This window comes from Delftia sp. WSY_16 (assembly GCF_043104415.1).
In the GTDB taxonomy this organism is placed as follows: Bacteria; Pseudomonadota; Gammaproteobacteria; order Burkholderiales; family Burkholderiaceae_C; genus Comamonas; species Comamonas tsuruhatensis.
Map to the genome: position 1 here is coordinate 86,479 of NZ_JBICKS010000018.1, position 18,654 is coordinate 105,132.

21 protein-coding genes and 1 tRNA gene are annotated in these 18,654 nt (G+C 66.2%); 14 read left to right on the top strand and 8 right to left on the bottom strand.

The window, feature by feature from the left end:
• Positions 1-8 precede the first annotated feature (8 nt).
• The 3 genes from ACF8O7_RS08615 to ACF8O7_RS08625 are packed head-to-tail and all read left to right on the top strand — an operon-like array spanning position 9 to position 1,445.
• On the top strand, positions 9-638 hold the full coding sequence (locus tag ACF8O7_RS08615) for an FMN-binding negative transcriptional regulator (protein ID WP_126311792.1): 630 nt from the start codon (positions 9-11) through the stop codon (positions 636-638).
• Positions 639-672: 34 nt separating this feature from the next.
• Positions 673-1,020: an antibiotic biosynthesis monooxygenase gene (locus tag ACF8O7_RS08620; RefSeq protein WP_017407075.1), complete on the top strand. Its 348-nt coding sequence runs from the start codon at positions 673-675 to the stop codon at positions 1,018-1,020.
• A gap of 20 nt (positions 1,021-1,040) precedes the next feature.
• On the top strand, positions 1,041-1,445 hold the full coding sequence (locus tag ACF8O7_RS08625; protein WP_016448949.1) for a DUF2809 domain-containing protein: 405 nt from the start codon (positions 1,041-1,043) through the stop codon (positions 1,443-1,445).
• Here the strand turns inward: ACF8O7_RS08625 and ACF8O7_RS08630 are convergent, their stop codons facing one another.
• The gene (locus ACF8O7_RS08630) at positions 1,446-1,694 is read right to left on the bottom strand and encodes a DUF1272 domain-containing protein (RefSeq protein ID WP_012204142.1); all 249 of its coding nucleotides are present in this window, start codon (positions 1,692-1,694) and stop codon (positions 1,446-1,448) included. It lies immediately after the preceding gene.
• A gap of 37 nt (positions 1,695-1,731) precedes the next feature.
• A complete protein-coding gene (locus ACF8O7_RS08635) occupies positions 1,732-2,625 on the bottom strand; it encodes a cation diffusion facilitator family transporter (protein WP_043790489.1) in 894 nt (297 codons plus the stop codon).
• 247 nt (positions 2,626-2,872) lie between these two features.
• Here ACF8O7_RS08635 and ACF8O7_RS08640 point away from each other — a divergent pair, with 247 nt between their 5' ends.
• The 3 genes from ACF8O7_RS08640 to galU all read left to right on the top strand — a co-directional run bounded on the left by ACF8O7_RS08640 (position 2,873) and on the right by galU (position 7,687).
• Positions 2,873-3,502 carry a VOC family protein gene (locus ACF8O7_RS08640; protein WP_012204140.1) on the top strand — a complete coding sequence of 210 codons (630 nt, stop codon included), beginning with the start codon at positions 2,873-2,875 and terminating at the stop codon, positions 3,500-3,502.
• 146 nt (positions 3,503-3,648) lie between these two features.
• Positions 3,649-6,561 carry a valine--tRNA ligase gene (locus ACF8O7_RS08645; RefSeq protein ID WP_016448952.1) on the top strand — a complete coding sequence of 971 codons (2,913 nt, stop codon included), beginning with the start codon at positions 3,649-3,651 and terminating at the stop codon, positions 6,559-6,561.
• Positions 6,562-6,799: 238 nt separating this feature from the next.
• The gene (gene galU / locus ACF8O7_RS08650) at positions 6,800-7,687 is read left to right on the top strand and encodes a UTP--glucose-1-phosphate uridylyltransferase GalU (protein ID WP_252653067.1); all 888 of its coding nucleotides are present in this window, start codon (positions 6,800-6,802) and stop codon (positions 7,685-7,687) included.
• A gap of 85 nt (positions 7,688-7,772) precedes the next feature.
• On the opposite strand, the gene ACF8O7_RS08655 is transcribed toward galU, so the two are convergent.
• From ACF8O7_RS08655 to cysM, 3 genes are all read right to left on the bottom strand, one after another.
• Positions 7,773-8,000 carry a sulfurtransferase TusA family protein gene (locus ACF8O7_RS08655; RefSeq protein WP_012204137.1) on the bottom strand — a complete coding sequence of 76 codons (228 nt, stop codon included), beginning with the start codon at positions 7,998-8,000 and terminating at the stop codon, positions 7,773-7,775.
• Between the two features lie 26 nt (positions 8,001-8,026).
• A complete protein-coding gene (locus ACF8O7_RS08660; RefSeq protein ID WP_016452506.1) occupies positions 8,027-8,629 on the bottom strand; it encodes an NUDIX domain-containing protein in 603 nt (200 codons plus the stop codon).
• Between the two features lie 77 nt (positions 8,630-8,706).
• Positions 8,707-9,612, bottom strand: a complete 906-nt coding sequence (gene cysM / locus ACF8O7_RS08665; RefSeq protein WP_017407070.1) for a cysteine synthase CysM — start codon at positions 9,610-9,612, stop codon at positions 8,707-8,709.
• A gap of 39 nt (positions 9,613-9,651) precedes the next feature.
• Between cysM and ACF8O7_RS08670 the strand changes: the two genes are divergently transcribed.
• Positions 9,652-9,736, top strand: a tRNA-Leu gene (locus ACF8O7_RS08670).
• Between the two features lie 638 nt (positions 9,737-10,374).
• Here ACF8O7_RS08670 and ACF8O7_RS08675 read toward each other — a convergent pair.
• Complete coding sequence (locus ACF8O7_RS08675) at positions 10,375-10,596, bottom strand: hypothetical protein (protein ID WP_016452574.1); 222 nt, start codon at positions 10,594-10,596, stop codon at positions 10,375-10,377.
• 252 nt (positions 10,597-10,848) lie between these two features.
• Here ACF8O7_RS08675 and ACF8O7_RS08680 point away from each other — a divergent pair, with 252 nt between their 5' ends.
• Both ACF8O7_RS08680 and ACF8O7_RS08685 read left to right on the top strand, forming a co-directional pair.
• Positions 10,849-11,226 (top strand): CidA/LrgA family protein, encoded by a 378-nt coding sequence (locus tag ACF8O7_RS08680; protein WP_392443131.1) that lies wholly within the window; start codon positions 10,849-10,851, stop codon positions 11,224-11,226.
• On the top strand, positions 11,223-11,969 hold the full coding sequence (locus ACF8O7_RS08685; RefSeq protein ID WP_047217793.1) for an LrgB family protein: 747 nt from the start codon (positions 11,223-11,225) through the stop codon (positions 11,967-11,969). Before ACF8O7_RS08680 ends, ACF8O7_RS08685 begins: the two co-directional genes overlap by 4 nt.
• A 120-nt stretch (positions 11,970-12,089) precedes the next feature.
• Here ACF8O7_RS08685 and ACF8O7_RS08690 read toward each other — a convergent pair whose 3' ends face one another.
• A complete protein-coding gene (locus tag ACF8O7_RS08690; RefSeq protein WP_012204131.1) occupies positions 12,090-13,037 on the bottom strand; it encodes a LysR substrate-binding domain-containing protein in 948 nt (315 codons plus the stop codon).
• Positions 13,038-13,266: 229 nt separating this feature from the next.
• On the opposite strand from ACF8O7_RS08690, the gene ACF8O7_RS08695 reads away from it, so the two are divergent.
• The 5 genes from ACF8O7_RS08695 (at position 13,267) to ACF8O7_RS08715 (ending at position 17,746) form a co-directional block, all read left to right on the top strand.
• Positions 13,267-14,463, top strand: a complete 1,197-nt coding sequence (locus ACF8O7_RS08695) for an acyl-CoA dehydrogenase (protein WP_209800895.1) — start codon at positions 13,267-13,269, stop codon at positions 14,461-14,463.
• Between the two features lie 189 nt (positions 14,464-14,652).
• Entirely contained in the window at positions 14,653-15,900 is a 1,248-nt protein-coding gene (locus ACF8O7_RS08700) for a CaiB/BaiF CoA-transferase family protein (protein WP_209800893.1), read from the top strand.
• A gap of 140 nt (positions 15,901-16,040) precedes the next feature.
• Complete coding sequence (locus tag ACF8O7_RS08705) at positions 16,041-17,015, top strand: tripartite tricarboxylate transporter substrate binding protein BugE (protein ID WP_017405624.1); 975 nt, start codon at positions 16,041-16,043, stop codon at positions 17,013-17,015.
• Between the two features lie 160 nt (positions 17,016-17,175).
• On the top strand, positions 17,176-17,445 hold the full coding sequence (locus tag ACF8O7_RS08710) for a type II toxin-antitoxin system RelB/DinJ family antitoxin (protein ID WP_061288290.1): 270 nt from the start codon (positions 17,176-17,178) through the stop codon (positions 17,443-17,445).
• Positions 17,417-17,746: a type II toxin-antitoxin system YafQ family toxin gene (locus ACF8O7_RS08715; protein ID WP_026062230.1), complete on the top strand. Its 330-nt coding sequence runs from the start codon at positions 17,417-17,419 to the stop codon at positions 17,744-17,746. The genes ACF8O7_RS08710 and ACF8O7_RS08715 overlap by 29 nt, the downstream gene beginning before the upstream one ends.
• Here ACF8O7_RS08715 and ACF8O7_RS08720 read toward each other — a convergent pair.
• A complete protein-coding gene (locus ACF8O7_RS08720; RefSeq protein WP_126312440.1) occupies positions 17,743-18,609 on the bottom strand; it encodes a LysR family transcriptional regulator in 867 nt (288 codons plus the stop codon). The two genes, ACF8O7_RS08715 and ACF8O7_RS08720, sit on opposite strands and share 4 nt — an antisense overlap.
• Positions 18,610-18,654 lie beyond the last annotated feature (45 nt).

Below are 18,654 nucleotides of genomic sequence, written 5' to 3' on the forward strand. Positions count from 1 at the left end.
CAAGCTCCATGTACACGCCCGCCCATTTCTCCCTCACCGATTCCGACAGCCTGCACGGCCTGATCCGCAGCTACCCCCTGGGTACGCTCGTTACCCAGGCCAACGGCGTGCTGGACGCCAACCACCTGCCGTTCCTGCTGGATGCGGACCCAGGGGAGATGGGCACGCTGAGCGCCCATGTGGCCCGCGCCAATCCCATCTGGCAGCAGTGCCGCGACGGCGCCGAGGTGCTAGTCGTCTTCCGTGGTGCCGAAGGCTATATCTCGCCCAGCTGGTATCCAAGCAAGCACGAGACGCACCGCCTGGTGCCCACCTGGAACTACGAGGCCGTGCATGTGCACGGGCAAATCAGCATCCATGACGACGAGAGATTCGTGCGCGGCCTGGTCGGCCGGCTCACCCGGGTCCATGAGGCATCGCAGGCCCAGCCCTGGAAGATGTCCGACTCGCCGCGTGAATTCATCGACGGCATGCTGCAGGCCATCGTCGGCCTGCAGATCCGCATCACCCGCCTGGAGGGCAAGGCCAAGCTCAGCCAGAACCGGCAGGCCCTCGACCTGGACGGCGCCATCGGCGCGCTGCGCGAGCGCGGACAGGAGCCGCTGGCCAGCGCCATGGATGCGGCGCCGCGCATCTAGCGCCAGCCACCCTCACACAGGTTGCCACCCACCGATGTACACCTCCACCTTCACCTTCGCGCCGGGCGCATACGACGCGCAGTTCCATGCCCTTGACGGCCGGATCGCCGAGATCGCCCGCGCCATCCCCGGCTACCTGGGCGAAGAGGCCTGGGAGAACCCCGCCACAGGCCTGGTCTCCAACGTCTACTACTGGCAGACCTGGGAGGCGCTGCAAGAGCTGATGCGCCACCCTGCGCATATCGAGGCCAAGCGGCAGCAGGCGCGCTGGCTCAAGGGCTACCAGGTGGTGATCGCCCAGGTGGTGGGCAGCTACGGCGATGGCGGGATAGCGCACCCGCTGGCCACCGCTGCGCAAGGCACTGCGCACCCGGCTCGCTGACCGGACCCGCTTTTGGCCCGATGATGGCGGCCATGCGATGGCGTTTTGATCCTGTTTCCCTGGTGTGGGCGGTGGCCCTGTTTGTCCTGCTCGTGCTGCTGGCCACCGTCGGCGCACGCTGGGGCTGGGTGCGCAGCTTCTTCGGCGACGTGTTGGCCGTGGCCTGGGTCTATGCCGTGTTCAAGACCGTGATCGCCGCGCGCGTGCTGACGCTGGCATCGGCCGCACTGTGCGTGGGCCTGCTGGTGGAGCTGGGCCAGTTCCTGGCATCGACCTTCCAGTTGCACATTCCCAACCGCGCCTTGCGAATCGTGCTGGGCAGCACGGCCGACTGGTGGGATGTGCTGGCCTATGTGATGGGTTTTGCAGCCGTGCTGGTGGTGGAGGCTGCGTTCCGTGGCCGCAGAGCCAGGCCTGTGCTCTGATCAGGCCCGTACAGCGCAGCCACCGGCCTTGAGCACCCGCTTCGTCGAGGCCGGATACCGCTCCAGCTTGTCCGCCGGCCGGCGCGGCCTGGCCACCAGCTCGCCACCGCAGTTGGGGCAGGCGCCGTGCAGCACATGATCCGCACAGCCGGCACAGAACGTGCACTCGAAGGTGCAGATGCGGGCCTCGGCAGACTCTGGCGGCAGGTCCTTGTCGCAGCATTCGCAGTTGGGTCGAAGCTCAAGCATCGGTGCACTCCGGGTGTGGTCCATGAAGACTGGCATCCTAGTGGATGTGCTCTGCCGGGGAGCGGTCCTCGCGCTCCATCTGCAGCGTCGTATGGTGCAGGTCGAAGCCGGCCTGCAGCCTGTCTTCGATATCGCGACGCACCTGCTCGCCGTCCGCGCCGGGCAGCAGCACCACATGGCCGGTCAGCATGGGCTTGCTCTGCGTGACCGCCCACAGGTGGACATCGTGGATCGCTGCCACGCCCGCCGTGCCCGCAATCGTCTCGCGCACTGCCTGCAGGTTCATCCCGGAGGGCACGCCTTCCAGCAGGATATTGATGCACTCGCGCAGCAGGGTCCAGGTCCGCGGGAACACCATGAAGCCGATGCCCACGGCCACCGCCGAGTCGATCCACCGCCAGCCCGTCAGCCAGATCAGCGCGGCACCGGCGAGCACGCCGATCGAGCCCAGCATGTCAGCCCATACCTCCAGGTACGCGCCCTTCACGTTCAGGCTCTCGTCCTTGCCGCCCGACAGCAGGCGCATGGAGATCAGATTGATCACCAGGCCCGCGGCCGCCACCGCCATCATGCCCAGGGACTGGATTTCCGCGGGTGCCGACAGGCGGCGGTAGGCCTCATACAGGATGTAGAAGGCCACTCCCAGCAGCACCAGCGCATTGACGGCGGCGGCCAGGATCTCGAAGCGCGCATAGCCGTAGGTGCGCAGCAGGTCGGCTGCCTTGCGGCCGGCGCGTATGGCCACCAGGGCCAGCAGCAGCGCCATCGCGTCGGTCAGCATGTGCATGGCGTCGGAGATCAGGGCCAGGCTGCCCGTGACCATGCCGCCGATGATCTCCACCACCATGAAGGTGCCGGTCAATCCGAAGGCAAACCAGAGACGGGATTCCGGCAGGGCGCGCACGTCGCCGTGCTGATGGCTGTCGCTCATGAGGTTCCTTGACTTGAAAACGGTTGTGAACAGAGGGCCGCCGCATCCATGGCGACCATGGCAAGCGGGGGGATCGGACCTCGATGAGAAAGCGTGAAGTGACTTGAAGGTCAAGTGCTGGCGGTAACTCGGCACCGCAGGTGGCCCGGACACCGCAGCGCGCATATCCCTGCATCCATCGCAACATTTCATTTAGGTAAATTGATTACGAATAGTAGAATCAAGACATCCACCAAGGAGACATTCGATGAACACAAGCGCCCGTCCCGACCTGTCCACACTGCCACCGCCCGCCGCCGTGCAGCAGCTGCACCACTACGCCTACAAGGCCCGCGATGCCGAGGAGACCCGCCACTTCTACGAGGACATCCTGGGCCTGCCGCTCTACCACATCATCCAGAGCGACTACGTGCCCAGCACGGGCGAGTACTGCCCCTACACGCACTTCTTCTTCCGCCTGAAGGATGGGTCGTTCATCGCCTTCTTCGACATCGGCGACGACGAAAAGGCCCTGCCCTCGCCCAACACGCCGCTGTGGATCAACCACATCGCCTTCCGCGTGGACACCGTCGAGGAACTGGAGAACACCAAGGCCCGCCTGGTGGCGCATGGCATCGAGGTGCTGGGCGTGACCGACCACCACATCTTCAAGAGCATCTATTTCTTCGATCCCAACGGCATCCGCCTGGAGCTGTCGGCCCAGCTGGCCGACGAAGTGCAGATGGCGCGCGAAAGCACCACCGCCCACGCCCGCCTGAACGAGTGGACGGCACGCAAGGAGCAATGGCGCAAGGAACGCGCCGAAGGCAAGGCCGCCCAGCCGCTCAAGCCCCAGAGCAACGACCGGCCCGAGTTCGTCCCCGACGCAGCGGCCTGAATAAGACCCGGCGAACAGGCAGGCGGACGGGGTCGGTAGAATCCCCGTCAAACCGTCATCCATTTCGCATATGCAGACGGCATCCCTTCAACGGATGCCGTTTTCATTTGCCAAACGCCATTCGCACAATTCCCCGCAAGCAAGCCATGAGCGACACCATTGCCCAGCCAGGCCTCGACAGCCTGTCCAAATCGTTTGAACCCGCAGCCATCGAGGCCCAATGGGGCCCCGAATGGGAAAAGCGCGGCTACGGCGCAGCCGGCGTGCGCGGCACGGGCCAGGCAGATGCATCCCAGCCCTCGTTCTCCATCCAGCTGCCGCCGCCCAATGTGACGGGCACGCTGCACATGGGCCATGCGTTCAACCAGACCATCATGGACAGCCTCACGCGCTACCACCGCATGAAGGGCCACAACACGGTCTGGGTGCCCGGCACCGACCACGCGGGCATCGCCACGCAGATCGTGGTGGAGCGCCAGCTGCAGGAGCAGGGCATTGCCAGCCGCCACGACATGGGCTCGACGCCTCCCGAGGCGCGCAAGAACTTCGTGAGCAAGGTCTGGGAGTGGAAGAACCAGAGCGGCAACACCATCACCGGCCAGATGCGCCGCATGGGCGACAGCGTGGACTGGAGCCGCGAGTACTTCACCATGGACGACAAGCTGTCTTCCATCGTCAACGAGACCTTCGTGCGCCTGTACCAGCAGGGCCTGATCTACCGTGGCAAGCGCCTGGTGAACTGGGACCCCAAGCTGATGTCCGCCGTCTCCGACCTCGAGGTCGAGAACGAGGAAAAGGACGGCTCGCTGTGGCACATCGCCTACCCGCTGGCCGACGGCTCGGGCCAGCTCGTGGTGGCCACCACGCGCCCGGAAACCATGCTCGGCGACGCAGCCCTGATGGTGCACCCCGAGGACGAGCGCTACCAGGCGCTGATCGGCAAGACCGTGATCCTGCCCCTGGTGGGCCGCGAGATCCCCATCATTGCCGACGACTACGTGGACCGCGAGTTCGGCACGGGCGTGGTCAAGGTCACGCCTGCGCATGACAACAACGACTACGCCGTGGGCCAGCGCCACGGCCTGCCGATGATCTGCGTGCTGACGCTGACGGCCACCATCAACGACGAGGCGCCCGAGAAGTACCGCGGCATGGACCGCTTCGTGGCGCGCAAGGCCATCGTGGCCGACCTGGACGCGGCCGGCCTGCTGGTCGAGACCAAGAAGCACAAGCTCATGGTGCCCATCTGCACGCGCACGGGCCAGGTGATCGAGCCCATGCTGACCGACCAGTGGTTCGTGGCCATGAACAAGGTGGGCGAAGGCGATGCCACGGGCAAGTCCATCGCACAGAAGGCCATCGATGCCGTCTCCAGCGGCCAGGTGCAGTTCGTGCCCGAGAACTGGGTCAACACCTACAACCAGTGGATGAACAACATCCAGGACTGGTGCATCTCGCGCCAGCTGTGGTGGGGCCACCAGATTCCGGCCTGGTACGACGAGGACGGCAAGGTCTACGTGGCCCGCACCGAGGAAGAAGCCCAGGCCCAGGCCCCCGGCAAGACGCTCACGCGCGACGAGGACGTGCTGGACACCTGGTACTCCTCGGCCCTGGTGCCGTTCTCCACCATGGGCTGGCCGAACCAGACCGAGGCGGCCGACGATGACTACAACCTCTACCTGCCCAGCTCGGTACTGGTCACGGGCTACGACATCATCTTCTTCTGGGTCGCCCGGATGATCATGATGACCACGCACTTCACGGGCCGCGTGCCCTTCCGCCATGTCTACATGCATGGCCTGGTGCGTGACGCCCAGGGCAAGAAGATGAGCAAGTCCGAGGGCAACGTGCTCGACCCCGTGGACCTGATCGACGGCATCGACCTGGACACCCTGCTGGACAAGCGCACCCAGGGCCTGCGCCGCCCCGAGACCGCCCCCCAGGTGCGCAAGAACACGCAAAAGGAATTCCCCGAGGGCATTCCCGCCTACGGCGCCGACGCGCTGCGCTTCACCTTCGCGGCCCTGGCCTCGCTGGGCCGCTCCATCAACTTCGACAGCAAGCGCTGCGAGGGCTACCGCAACTTCTGCAACAAGCTGTGGAACGCCAGCCGCTTCGTGCTGATGAACTGCGAAGGCCATGACTGCGGCCTGCTGCCCCACACCAAGGAGCAATGCCAGGCCGGCGGCGAGTTCGCGGGCTACATGCAGTTCAGCCAGCCCGACCGCTGGATCACCTCGCAGCTGCAGAAGGTCGAGGCCGAAGTGGCCAAGGGCTTTGCCGAATTCCGCCTGGACAACGTGGCCAACGCGCTGTACGACTTCGTCTGGAACGAGTTCTGCGACTGGTACCTGGAAATCGCCAAGGTGCAGATCCAGACCGGCAGCGAGGCCCAGCAGCGCGCCACGCGCCGCACACTGATCCGCACGCTGGAGGCCATCCTGCGCCTGGCCCACCCCATCATCCCGTTCGTGACCGAAGCCCTGTGGCAGAAGGTCGCTCCGGTCGCCGGCCTGCCCGGCGAGTCCGTGGCCGTGGCCCGCTACCCCGAGGCCCAGCCCGAGAAGATCGACGAGGCCGCCATCGCCTACGTGGGCCGCATCAAGCAGATGATCGACGCCTGCCGCACGCTGCGCGGCGAGATGGGCGTGTCGCCCGCACAGCGCCTGCCGCTGCTGGCCGTGGCCAGCTCGGCCGACGAGGCGCAGTTCCTGCGCACCAACGCCGCCGTGCTTCAGAACCTGGCCAAGCTCAGCGAAGTCAAGGTGTTCGACGACGAAGCCGCCTGGGCCGAGGCCGCCCAGGCCGCGCCCGTCTGCGTGGTGGGCGAGGCGCGCCTGGCGCTGTTCGTGGAGATCGACGTGGCTGCCGAAAAGGCCCGCCTGTCCAAGGAGGCCGCACGCCTGGAAGGCGAGATCACCAAGGCCAATGCCAAGCTGGGCAACGAGGCCTTCGTGGCCAAGGCACCCCCGGCCGTCATCGACCAGGAAAAGAAGCGCGTGGCCGATTTCGGCGCCACGCTGATCCGCATCCAGGAACAACTCGCCCGCCTGGGTTGACATGGAATCTCCCCCTGAGCGGCTGCGCCGCTTCCCCCTCTCTCGCTTCGCGGGAGGGGGACGACACCCTCGGCGCGGGGCGGCGCGGCCGGCTCAGGCCCTTCCTCGGTGTCCCTGATCTTGGGCTGCGCCAGTTTCATCGTCCGAGGGCATCAAGTCGCACAATGAAAGCTGAGACACTTAGCGAAGAAGACGCAAAGCCGCACGCTTTTTCCATCACCTGAATCCCAAGATTTTCATGAGTAATCAGACCCGTGTCCGCAAAGCCGTGTTTCCCGTTGCCGGGCTCGGCACGCGCTTTCTGCCCGCCACCAAGGCCTCTCCCAAGGAGATGCTGCCCGTGGTGGACAAGCCGCTGATCCAGTACGCCGTGGAAGAGGCCTACGAGGCCGGCATCCGCGACATGATCTTCGTCACCGGCCGCAGCAAGCGCGCCATCGAGGACCATTTCGACACCGCCTACGAACTGGAAAACGAGCTGGAGAACGCCGGCAAGCAGGCCATGCTGGAGCTGGTGCGCAGCATCAGCCCCGCCGACATGAACTGCCTGTTCGTGCGCCAGCCGCGCTCCCTGGGCCTGGGCCACGCCGTGCTGTGCGCCGAGCCGCTGGTGGGCAACGAGCCCTTTGCCGTGCTGCTGGCCGACGACCTGATGGTGGGCGAGTCCGGCGGCCCGGGCGTGATGGCCCAGATGACCTCGGCTTTCCAGAAACAGGGCCGCTCCCTGCTGGCCGTGCAGGAAGTGCCGCTGGAGCAGACCAAGCGCTACGGCATCGTGGCCGGCGAGCCGGCCGGCGGCGCGCTGATGCGCATCGAGAAGATCGTCGAAAAGCCCGCGCCCGAGAAGGCGCCCTCGCGCATGGGCGTGGCCGGCCGCTATGTGCTGACACCGGCCATCTTCGAGGAGATCCGCAACCAGCCCAAGGGCGTGGGCGGCGAGATCCAGCTGACCGACGCCATCGAACGCCTGATGGCCCATGAAGCCGTCTACGCCTTCCAGTACCAGGGCAAGCGCTACGACTGCGGCAGCAAGGAAGGCTTTTTGCAGGCCACGGTGGAGCTGGCGCTGCAGCATGAGGATGTGGGTGCGAGCTTCCGCGAATACCTGCAGGGCCTGAGCATCTGAGGCCGGGCCCCTGGGCCGCCCCCGCCCCATGCAAAAGGCCTGCGAAAGCAGGCCTTTTTCTTTGGAGCGAGCCGCGTGCAGCCGCTCAGCGCCGGCGCAGGATGTGGATGAACTCCGCGCCCACGGTCTGCTGCTCCACCAGTTCATTGCCGGTCTGCTTGGCGAAGGCCTGGAAGTCGCGCAGCGATCCGGTATCCGTGGCCACCACCTTGAGCAGCTGGCCGCTGTCCAGTTCGGCCAGCGCCTTCTTGGCCTTGAGAATGGGCAGCGGGCAGTTGAGCCCGCGCGTGTCGATTTCCTTGTGAATTTCCATCGGATGCACCTCTTGAGCCTGGGATTCTAGGCGGCATCGCGGCTGAGGCCGGCAGCAGTGTCTTGATCGGCGCGACTCGCTTCAGCCTCCTGGGCCTGCTCGGCACGCTTCCAGAAGTCACGGATCACAGGATCATGCCCCCGGCTGCGCAGCCACTTGGCCAGCGCCATGCCCGTGCCCGAAGGCCAGGCCTGGACTTTCTCGGGCTCCAGCAGGCGGTATTCCAGCAGCTCGGGCGACAGCCGGACCTGGCCGCTGGCGCGCACATGGAAGGCGATGATCACCTGGTTCATGCGCAGGAACTCATGCACGCTGATCAGCTCCAGCGACTCGGCCTTCAGGCCGGTTTCCTCCGCCACCTCGCGCGCCACGCCCTCCTCGGGCGACTCGCCGGCCTCCATGAAGCCCGTGATCAGCCCGAAGACCTTCTCGGGCCAGGCCGCATTGCGCGCCAGCAGCACCTTGCCGTCCAGCTCCACGATGGCGGCCAGCACGGGCGTGGGATTGTTCCAGTGCGTCCAGCCGCACTCGGGGCAGCGCAGGCGCGATACATCGCCGCCGTCCTCGGCCTGGATCACCCACTGCAGGGGGGTGGCGCAGTGCGTGCAATAGCGGGTTTCATAGTGCATGGGGCTGTTCCTGGTTTTTTGCTGTCCTGGCTCAATGCAAACAGGAAGGCCCGCCGGAAGGCGGGCCTGTCGCTGCGTCAGGCGGGGAAGACGCCCGTGGACAGATAGCGGTCGCCGCGGTCGCAGACCACGAAGACGATGGTGGCGTTGTTCTCGCGCTCGGCAATCTGCTGGGCCACCCAGCAGGCGCCGGCAGCCGAGATGCCGGCAAAGATGCCTTCCTCGCGCGCCAGGCGGCGCGCCATGTCCTCGGCATCGTCCTGGCCCACGAGCACGGTCTCGTCGATCAGCGAGGCGTCGTAGATCTTGGGCATGTATTCCTCGGGCCACTTGCGGATGCCGGGAATGCGCGAGCCCTCGGCCGGCTGGGCGCCCACGATGCGGATGGCAGGGTTCTTTTCCTTGAGGAACTTCGCCACGCCGGTGATCGTGCCCGTGGTGCCCATGGCGCTCACGAAATGGGTGATCTCGCCGCCGGTCTGCTCCCACAGCTCGGGGCCGGTGGTCTCGTAGTGGATACGCGGGTTGTCGGGATTGCCGAACTGGTCGAGCACCACGCCCTTGCCCTGGGCCACCATCTGGTCGGCCAGGTCGCGCGCGTATTCCATGCCGCCGCTCTTGGGCGTGAGGATCAGCTCGGCGCCATAGGCCTTCATCGTCTGGGCACGCTCGATGGACAGGTCCTCGGGCATGATCAGCACCATCCGGTAGCCCTTGATCGTGGCGGCCATGGCCAGCGCAATGCCGGTATTGCCCGAGGTGGCCTCGATCAGCGTGTCGCCGGGCTTGATGTCGCCGCGCTCTTCGGCGCGGCGGATCATCGACAGGGCCGGCCTGTCCTTGACCGAACCGGCCGGGTTGTTGCCTTCCAGCTTGCCCAGCACCACGTTGCCACGTTCCTGGCGAGACTGCGCACCGATGCGCTGCAATGCCACCAGGGGCGTGCGGCCGATGGCGTCTTCGATGGTCGGATAAATTTTCATAGCCTCACACTGTGCCATAATTCGCCCCTGCGCTAAGTAGCCCGGGTGGTGAAATTGGTAGACGCAGGGGACTCAAAATCCCCCGCCGCAAGGCGTGCCGGTTCGATTCCGGCCCCGGGCACCAGAGATTACGTAGCCGAAAAAGCAGTCCGCTGCTTTTTCGGCTATTTCTTTTCCGGCCGCTGTCTTCACAGTGTCCGCACACCCCTCCTTCCTGCACCAGCCCTTTTCAGCGGCTGCACTGCAATTCAAGGCCTCCAGCCTGACCAGATCCTGCGTCCTCATGCCTTGGGCGGGATAGCCCCTGCGCGCTTTCACCCGCACACCACCCAACCTGTGTACAACTTTGGCATCAAGCCACCTCCAAGGCGAAAACGGACTGCAATCAGGCGCATGTCCAGCCCGCCTCGAATCGCCCCCACCGCGGCCTGCCCCCTAGCCTTGCCCAGTGCGCGAAATCCGGCACCTTCCCTCTGAAAACCGGTATCTGCACCATCGCCATGCAGCCAATTTCCGGCGCGGGCACCAGCCCGGTGCGCCCGCTGCAAAAGCCTGGTGATGCCCATGAAAAAAGCCACCCTGGGGTGGCTTTTTTTCTCCACAGAACCCTTGAACAACCCTGTGGATATTCAGTGAACAGCAAGTGAACGAGGCGTCCAAGTGCTTGCATTCACTGGCCGCAAGCTAGGCTGCCTGCAAATCAGGCAGCCCCTGAATCCAAGGGAAAACCCTTGAAACTGAGGTCACCTGCCGCGCCGCGCCTCAGGCATCGGAGCGGCGGATCTGGGCACGGCCCGCCGCCGTGATGTGCCATTGATGGCTGCTGTCCACTTCGACCAGTCCACGCTCGCGCAGCCTCTTGGACAGATGCTCGCGCGCCGCGCTTTCCAGCGACACGGGCTCGCCCATTTCCAGCTTCTTGAGCACTTCGAGTTCATCCACCGTCGGCTCGTACACGGGTGCGTGATATGTGGTTTCGGCCATCGCTACTCCTTCGCTATTCAAAGTCTCATGCCCCGGCACTGCCCAAGGCATGGGTCCCAACATAGCGTTGGCCGGGACGCCGCGCAATCGGTGTCCGCACCTTTTTTCGCGATGTGGGCGATGATGGCACGCTTTGCGGCGGCGTCCCACAGGTGCCAGGGCACTGCCCTGTCCGGGAAACGGGCAGCCCGCTCTCTTGCCGCCGCCCTCTGCTCTCCGCTCTTGCCATCTGCTCCAGGGATTCAGGTTTTCATGCTGTACGCCATCACCGCCTTGTTCGCCTTCCAGTTGCTGGGAGAGGCCATCGTCCAGCTCACGGGGCTGCCGCTTCCGGGAGCGCTCGTGGGCACGCTGCTGCTGCTGGCGGCGCTGCTGCTGCACGGTCGCCTGCCCGAGTCGCTGGAGAAGGCCGCCGGCGTGCTGCTGCAAAACATGATGCTGCTGTTCATTCCCGTCATTGCAGGCGTGATGCTGGAGTTCGACCGGCTGTCGCGCGAATGGCAGCCCTTCGTGATCGCCTGCGTGGCGGGTGCAGCCATTACCTTCCTGGCCACGGCCTTCACCTTCCGCTGGTGCCTGGAGCGCCAGCGCGCCCGGGAAGCGGCTGCCCACCAGGGAGACAAGGCATGAGCGCGCTCACCACCCACTGGCACAGCGCCTGGCAGTCGCTGTCCGGCAATGCCTCCACCGCCCACCTGCCCTGGCTGGTGCTGACCATGGCCGTCTACCTGGCGGCCATGGCGCTGTACCGTCGAAGCGGCAACCATCCGCTCCTGATTCCCGTGTTCACGGCTGTGGTCGTCATCGTGGGCGTGCTGCTGGCCACGGGCACCTCCTATGCCAGCTACCGCAGTGGCGTCTCGCTGCTGGGACTGCTGATCGGCCCGGCCACCGTCGCGCTGGCAATTCCGCTGTACGCCCAGCGCGAGCGCATCCGCGCGCTGTGGCTGCCCATCAGCGTGGCGCTGGCCGTGGGCTGCGTGGTGGCGTTGCTGTCGGCACTGCTGATCGGCTGGAGCCTGGGAGCGACGGTGCAGACGCTGGTGGCGCTGGCGCCCAAGTCGGCCACCATTCCCATCGCCCTGCCCATGGCCGAGCGCTTTGGCGGCCCGGCCTCGCTGGCGGCCGTGGCCGTGGCCATCACCGGCATTGCGGGCACGATGATGGCGCCGCTGCTGATCCGCCTGGTGCGCAGCGATGACCCGGCCGTGCAGGGTTTTGCCCTGGGACTTACGGCCCACGCCATCGGCACGGCACGCGCGCTGCAGGTGAATCCGACCATGGGCGCCTTCTCGGCCCTGGCCATGGGCCTGAACGGCGTGGCCACGGCCGTGGTCATGCCGCTGTGCCTGGCCGTGCTGCCCTGGTTTTGAGCGCGATTGCGGGTTTTCCCCAGAGACACCCCCACAAGCCTGTGGACAAGCGCCGCCAGCAGCAAGGATAAGTCAGTTAAGTGACTGTCATCTTTGAACAATCCAAGGCCTGCTTAATTTTCAGGCAGGCCGGTGCTCCCTGGCGCGCTGCTGCAGCCATGAAGAGAACACGCGCAGGGCGGGCGCGGGCTGGGCATCGGGCGCCAGGGCCGGGGTGACCAGGTAGTAGGCGCGGTTGCCGCGCAGCGGCTGGGGGCAGGCAATGATGAGGTCGCCGCGCGCCAGTTCCTGCTCGATCAGCATGGGCGGCATCAGCGCCACGCCCAGGCCCTGGCTGGCGGCCACGGCCAGCATGGAGAACAGCTCCAGCCGCATGCCATCCAGCGCGCGCGGCGCGGCCACGCCCATGGCATCGAACCACTGCTGCCAGCCGTAGGGCCGCGTGCTTTGCTGCAGCAGCGGCATCCGGGCCACGATATCCGCCCCCACGGGCAGCCAGGCGCGGCCCGGCTCGCGCGCCTGGGCCGTGGCCAGCAGTTGCGGGCTGCACACGGGCACCACCTCTTCGTCCATCAGCCATTGCGCCTGCACACCGGGCCAGCGTGCCACCTGCTCGGGCGTGCCTGCATAAAGCGCAGCGTCGAACACGGTATCGGCAAACAGGAAGGGCCGCGTCTGCACATCGATGTGCACGGTGACCTCGGGATGCTCGCGCGCCAGCTGCGGCAGGCGCGGCAGCAGCCAGCGCGTGGCGAAGGTGGGCACGGCCGCCAGGTTGAGCGGGCCTCCCTCGCCCTGGTGGGCCATGATGTCCAGCGTGTCGCGCTCCAGGCCGTGCAGCCAGCGCGAGACCTGCTGGGCGTACTGCGTGCCGGCCTCCGTCAGCAGCACGCCGTGGCGCGTGCGCCGGAACAGCTGCACGCCCAGGAACTCCTCCAGCGCAATGATCTGGCGCGATACCGCGCTTTGCGTGAGCGACAGCTCCTGCGCAGCACGCGTGTAGCTGATGTGGCGGGCGGCCGACTCGAAGCAGGCAAGGGCTTGGGTGGATGGCAGGGCTCTACGCATATCTCATGAATTCAATGCACTTCAGAGCCTCACATCATAGGGAATAACCCGCAACAACCCATTCATACATGCGTTTTACGCATTCATGGATGAACAAACATCGTTTGCGCCACGCGCAGGCCCGCTTCTAAGATGCGTCGCAACAACGCTCCATGGTCACAGCCTGCCCGGCTTTGGCATATGGCAGCGACCCGCCCTTGACCTCTTTGTTTTTTGGAGAAACCACGCCATGGCCCGCAACAGCTTCCAATGGGATGACCCCTTCCAGCTCGACCAGCAACTGAGTGAAGACGAGCGCATGATCCGCGACGCGGCCCATGCCTACTGCCAGGAGAAGCTGGCACCCCGCGTGCTGGAAATGTTCCGCCACGAAAAGTCCGACGTGAGCATCTTCCGCGAGATGGGCGAGCTGGGCCTGCTGGGCCCCACCATCCCCACGCAGTACGGCGGCGCGGGCCTGAACTATGTCAGCTACGGCCTGGTGGCGCGCGAGATCGAGCGCGTGGACTCGGGCTACCGCTCCATGGCCAGCGTGCAAAGCTCGCTGGTGATGGTGCCCATAAATGAATTCGGCACCGAAGACCAGAAGAACAGGTACCTGCCCAAGCTGGCCAGCGGCGAGTTCATCGGCTGCTTCGGCCTGACCGAACCCGACCACGGCTCCGACCCCGGCAGCATGTCCAGCCGCGCCTACAAGGTGGACGGCGGCTACCGCCTCAAGGGCAACAAGATGTGGATCACCAACAGCCCCGTGGCCGACGTGTTCGTGGTCTGGGCCAAGGAAGTGACCGAGGACGGCCATGTGGGCGAGATCCGCGGCTTCATCCTGGACAAGGGCATGAAGGGCCTGTCGGCCCCGGCCATCCACGGCAAGGTGGGCCTGCGCGCCTCCATCACGGGCGAGATCGTGATGGACGATGTCTTCGTTCCCGAGGAAAACGCCTTCCCCGAGGTGCGCGGCCTCAAGGGCCCCTTCACCTGCCTGAACAGCGCACGCTTCGGCATTGCCTGGGGCGCCCTGGGCGCAGCCGAGTTCTGCTGGCACACGGCGCGCCAGTACACGCTGGACCGCAAGCAGTTCGGCCGCCCCCTGGCTGCCAACCAGCTGGTGCAGAAGAAGCTGGCCGACATGCAGACCGAGATCACCCTGGGCCTGCAGGCCGCGCTGCGCGTGGGCCGCATGAAGGACGAGCACCAGAACGTGATCGAGATCACCTCGCTGATCAAGCGCAACAACTGCGGCAAGTCGCTGGACATCGCCCGCATGGCGCGCGACATGATGGGTGGCAACGGCATCAGCGACGAGTTCGGCGTGGCCCGCCACCTGGTCAACCTGGAAGTGGTCAACACCTACGAAGGCACGCACGATGTGCATGCGCTGATCCTGGGCCGGGCGCAGACCGGCATCGCAGCTTTTGCCAACTGACCCCCTGAGGCGCTTCGCGCCTTCCCCCTTCTCGCTTCGCGGAGGGGGACGACGCCCTCGCCGCGAGGCGGCTCTTGCTCGGCGTCCCTGGCCTGTTCCACGCCCATGTCACACGCTATGGGTGATGGAAGCTCAAGCCCTGAGCTGAACTACCAGCGGCATCGGGCGCGCTCATATTTCTTCCCTCTCATGTCCTCCACATCCTCCGCGCCGGCCGCATTGGCTGGCATCAAGGTGCTTGATCTTTCCCGCGTGCTGGCCGGGCCCTGGTGCACGCAGACACTGGCCGACCTGGGCGCCGATGTGATCAAGGTCGAGCGGCCCGTGGCCGGCGATGACACGCGCCACTGGGGGCCTCCGTTCCTGCCGCGCGACGATGGGCAGGCCACGCAGGAGGCCAGTTATTTCACGGCCTGCAACCGCAACAAGCGCTCGGTCACCATCGACATGTCCACCCCCGATGGGCAGCAGCTGATTCGCCAGATGGCGGCCGGGGCCGACGTGCTGGTGGAGAACTTCAAGGTCGGTGGCCTGGCGCAGTACGGGCTGGACTACGAAAGCCTCAAGGCGCTCAACCCGCGCCTGATCTATTGCTCGGTCACGGGTTTCGGCCAGACCGGCCCGTATGCCGAGCGCGCGGGCTACGACCTCATGGTGCAGGCCATGTGCGGGCTGATGAGCATCACCGGCCATGCCGACGAGGCGCCCGGAGGCGGCCCGCTCAAGGTGGGCGTGGCCGTGATCGATGTATTCACGGGCCTGTATGCCAGCAATGCCATCCTGGCCGCGCTGCATGCGCGCCAGGCCTCGGGCCGGGGCCAGCACATCGACATGGCCCTGCTCGACGTGGGCATGGCCGTGCTGGCCAACCAGGCCGCCGGCTTTCTGGCCACGGGCGAATCGCCGGGCCGCGCCGGCAACATCCACCCCAGCCTGGCGCCCTACCAGGACTTCGCCACGGCCAACGGCAACGTGCTGCTGGCCATTGGCAACGACGGCCAGTTCGCGCGCTTTTGCGCCGCCGTCGGCGAAGCCGGCTGGGCGCAGGACGAGCGCTTTGCCACCAACACCGCGCGCGTGCGCAATCGCCAGGCGCTGCTGGAGCGGATGGTGCCCCTCATGAAGACACGCGGCACGGCCGAATGGATTGCGCTGCTGGAAGACAAGGCCGTGCCCTGCGGCCCCATCAACACCATCGCCCAGGCCTTCGACGACCCGCAGGTGCGCGCACGCGGCATACGCGTAGAGCTGCCGCGCGAGGCCGGCGACGGCATCTCGCGCATCGCCGGCGTGGCCAGCCCCATGCGGCTGAGCGACACCCCGCCCGTGCTGCGCAGCGCACCGCCCTCCCTGGGCCAGCACACCGATGAAGTGCTGGGCGAGCTGGGCCTGGCGCCCATGGCCATCCAGGCGCTGCGCTCGCGCGGCGTGGTCTGATCGCCTGCGCCAGGCAACACCGCCTCCTCCAAATCTTTTTCCTCAAGCACCGCCATACGAATGTCTTAAAAAACCCAGCCTTCCCACCCGTCGGTGCCTCACAACAAACGCTCACAACATCCATTCAAGGAGACAACACCATGACTCACACCACTCGCATCGCGCTCGCCGGCATCCTCGGCGCCCTCGCGCTGTCGGGCGCAGCCCATGCCCAGGGCTACCCTGCCAAACCCATCAAGCTGCTCGTGCCCTTCGCGGCCGGCGGCACCACCGACCTGATCGCGCGCATCGTGGCCGAGCCGCTGGGCCGCGCCCTGGGCCAGCCCGTGGTGGTCGAGAACAAGGGCGGAGGCGGCGGCAGCATCGGCGCGGCCGAGACGGCGCGCGCCCAGCCCGACGGCTACAGCCTGGGCATCGCCACCGTGTCCACCACGGCCACCAACCCGGCGATCAATCCCAAGATCCCCTACAACGTGCTGACCGACTTCACGCCCATCGTGAACATCGCGGCCACGCCCAACATCATTGCGGCCCACCCCAAGTTCGCGGGCAAGAACTACCAGGAGTTCCTGGCCGAGGTGAAGAAGAACCCCGGCAAGTACTCCTACGCCTCGCCCGGCAACGGCAGCATCACCCATCTGATGATGGAGATGTTCAAGCTGTCCACGGGCACCGACATCACCCACGTGCCCTACCGTGGCAGCGGCCCCGCGCTGAACGACGCCGTGGCCGGCCAGGTTCCGCTGATCTTCGACAACCTGCCCTCGGCCCTGGGCTTCGTCAAGGAAAAGCGCCTGGTGCCCATCGTGGTGGCCGCGCCTCAGCGTCTGGCAGCGCTGCCCGATGTGCCCACCTTCAAGGAAGTGGGCCTGGCCCCCGTCAACCGCATGGCCTACTACGGCATCGTCGGCCCCAAGAACCTGCCGCGCGACATCGTGGACAAGGTCAATGCCGCCACGCGCAAGGTGCTGCAGGACCCCGCCATCAAGAAGCGCATCGAGGAAACCGGCTCGCTGATCGTGGCCGACACACCCGAGCATTTCTTTGAAGAGATCAAGGCCGAACTGGCGGTCTACAAGGACGTGGTGCAAAAGCAGAACCTGACGATGGATTGAGCCTGCGCGTCACCCACTGACCATCCCCGCCACGGCGGGGATTTTTACTGGAGGGCTCGAAGGCGGGAGCCGCCAAGCGACATCCCAGCAACCTGCCTGCTTACCTGTCTTCTGCCCTGCGAGATACAATGTATCTCACCCATTTTTGCAGAAGCACACCATGGCAACCACCACCATGATCCACGTGCGCGTGGATGAAGAGATCAAGGCACAGGCCGCCGAAACCCTGGCCGGCATGGGCTTGACGGTGTCGGATGCCGTACGTGTCTTCCTGATGCGCGTGGTGGCCGACCAGCAATTGCCCTTCGACCTCAGGGCACCCAACGCCGAGACGCGCGCAGCCATGCAGGAGGCACGCGCCATGCGCAAGGCACGCTTTGCCACCGCGGACGATTTGCTCCATGACCTCGAAAAAGGCAGCGAGCAGTAAGCGCGCAGTCCTTCCCCGCGCATCGGACCGGACCAAGGCTTTCGCCAAGGACTGGGTCCGGCTGTCGCATTCCGGCCGCCATGACATGAAGCGGTTGAAGGAGGCCATGCTGCTGCTGATTGCCAACGACGCCCCCCTGGAGCCTCAGTGGCTTGACCATGCCCTCACCGGCGACTGGGCCGATCACAGGGAGTGCCACGTGGGGGGCGATTTCCTGCTGATCTACCGGCTCGATGGCCAGGGCGCCAACGAATCGATCATTTTCGTGCGAGCCGGCACGCACGCCGAGCTGTTCGACTAAGACACGCCCAGCAACGCCTCGCACACCTCACACAGGCGCCCGGCCAGACGCCGGCCAGGCGCCGACAACTGGGCGCGCACGTGCAGTGCCACTTCCACATCAGGCACGGGGGCGAAGCCGGCCATGCCGTCAAGCAGGCGGTGGCCGGGCCGGACCAGCCGGCGCGGAAGCAGGCTGATGCCCAGGCCCTGCTCCACAGCGGCTTCCAGGCTGGCCAGGCTGGCGCTCACATAGGCCAGGCGCCAGCGCCGGCCTGCGGCATCCAGCGCATGCGTCATCTCGCTGCGGTACAGGCCGCCCTGCGGAAATACCACCAGAGGCAAGGGATCCATCCCGTGGCAGGGATGCCGCGCACTGTCTATCCAGGCCAGCGGTTCAGGCCAGCGCGCCATGCCGGGCGTGCTGCCGCTGCGCTGCTTGACGATGGCCAGGTCCAGCTCGCCGGACTGGAACTGCTGCCATATCGCCTGCGACAGCCCGCTGGTCAGCTCCAGGCGCAACTGCGGCTGGCTGCGCGCCAGCGCGCCCAAGGCGGGCATCAAGGCATTGCCGACAAAGTCCTCTGGTACGCCGATGCGCAGCACGGCCTCGGTGGCGCCTGCCAGCTGCTCCACGGCCTCGTCCATGAGCGCGAGGATGCGTTGCGCATAGGCCAGCAGGCGCTCTCCTTCCAGCGTGCATTCCACATGGCGCCCGCTGCGGTCCAGCAGCGTGCAGCCCATTTGCTCCTCCAGCCTGCGGATCTGCTGGCTGACCGTGGACTGGGTCAGGTGCACGCCCTGCGCCGCGCGCGTGAAGCTGCCGGTTTCGGCCACGGCGCAGAAGCTGCGCAGCAGGGTGGGGTCTATGGAAGAGGGCTGCATGGGGCTTGGGCGAATTTCAGTGGCTTTGTCACTGCCTGGCATTTG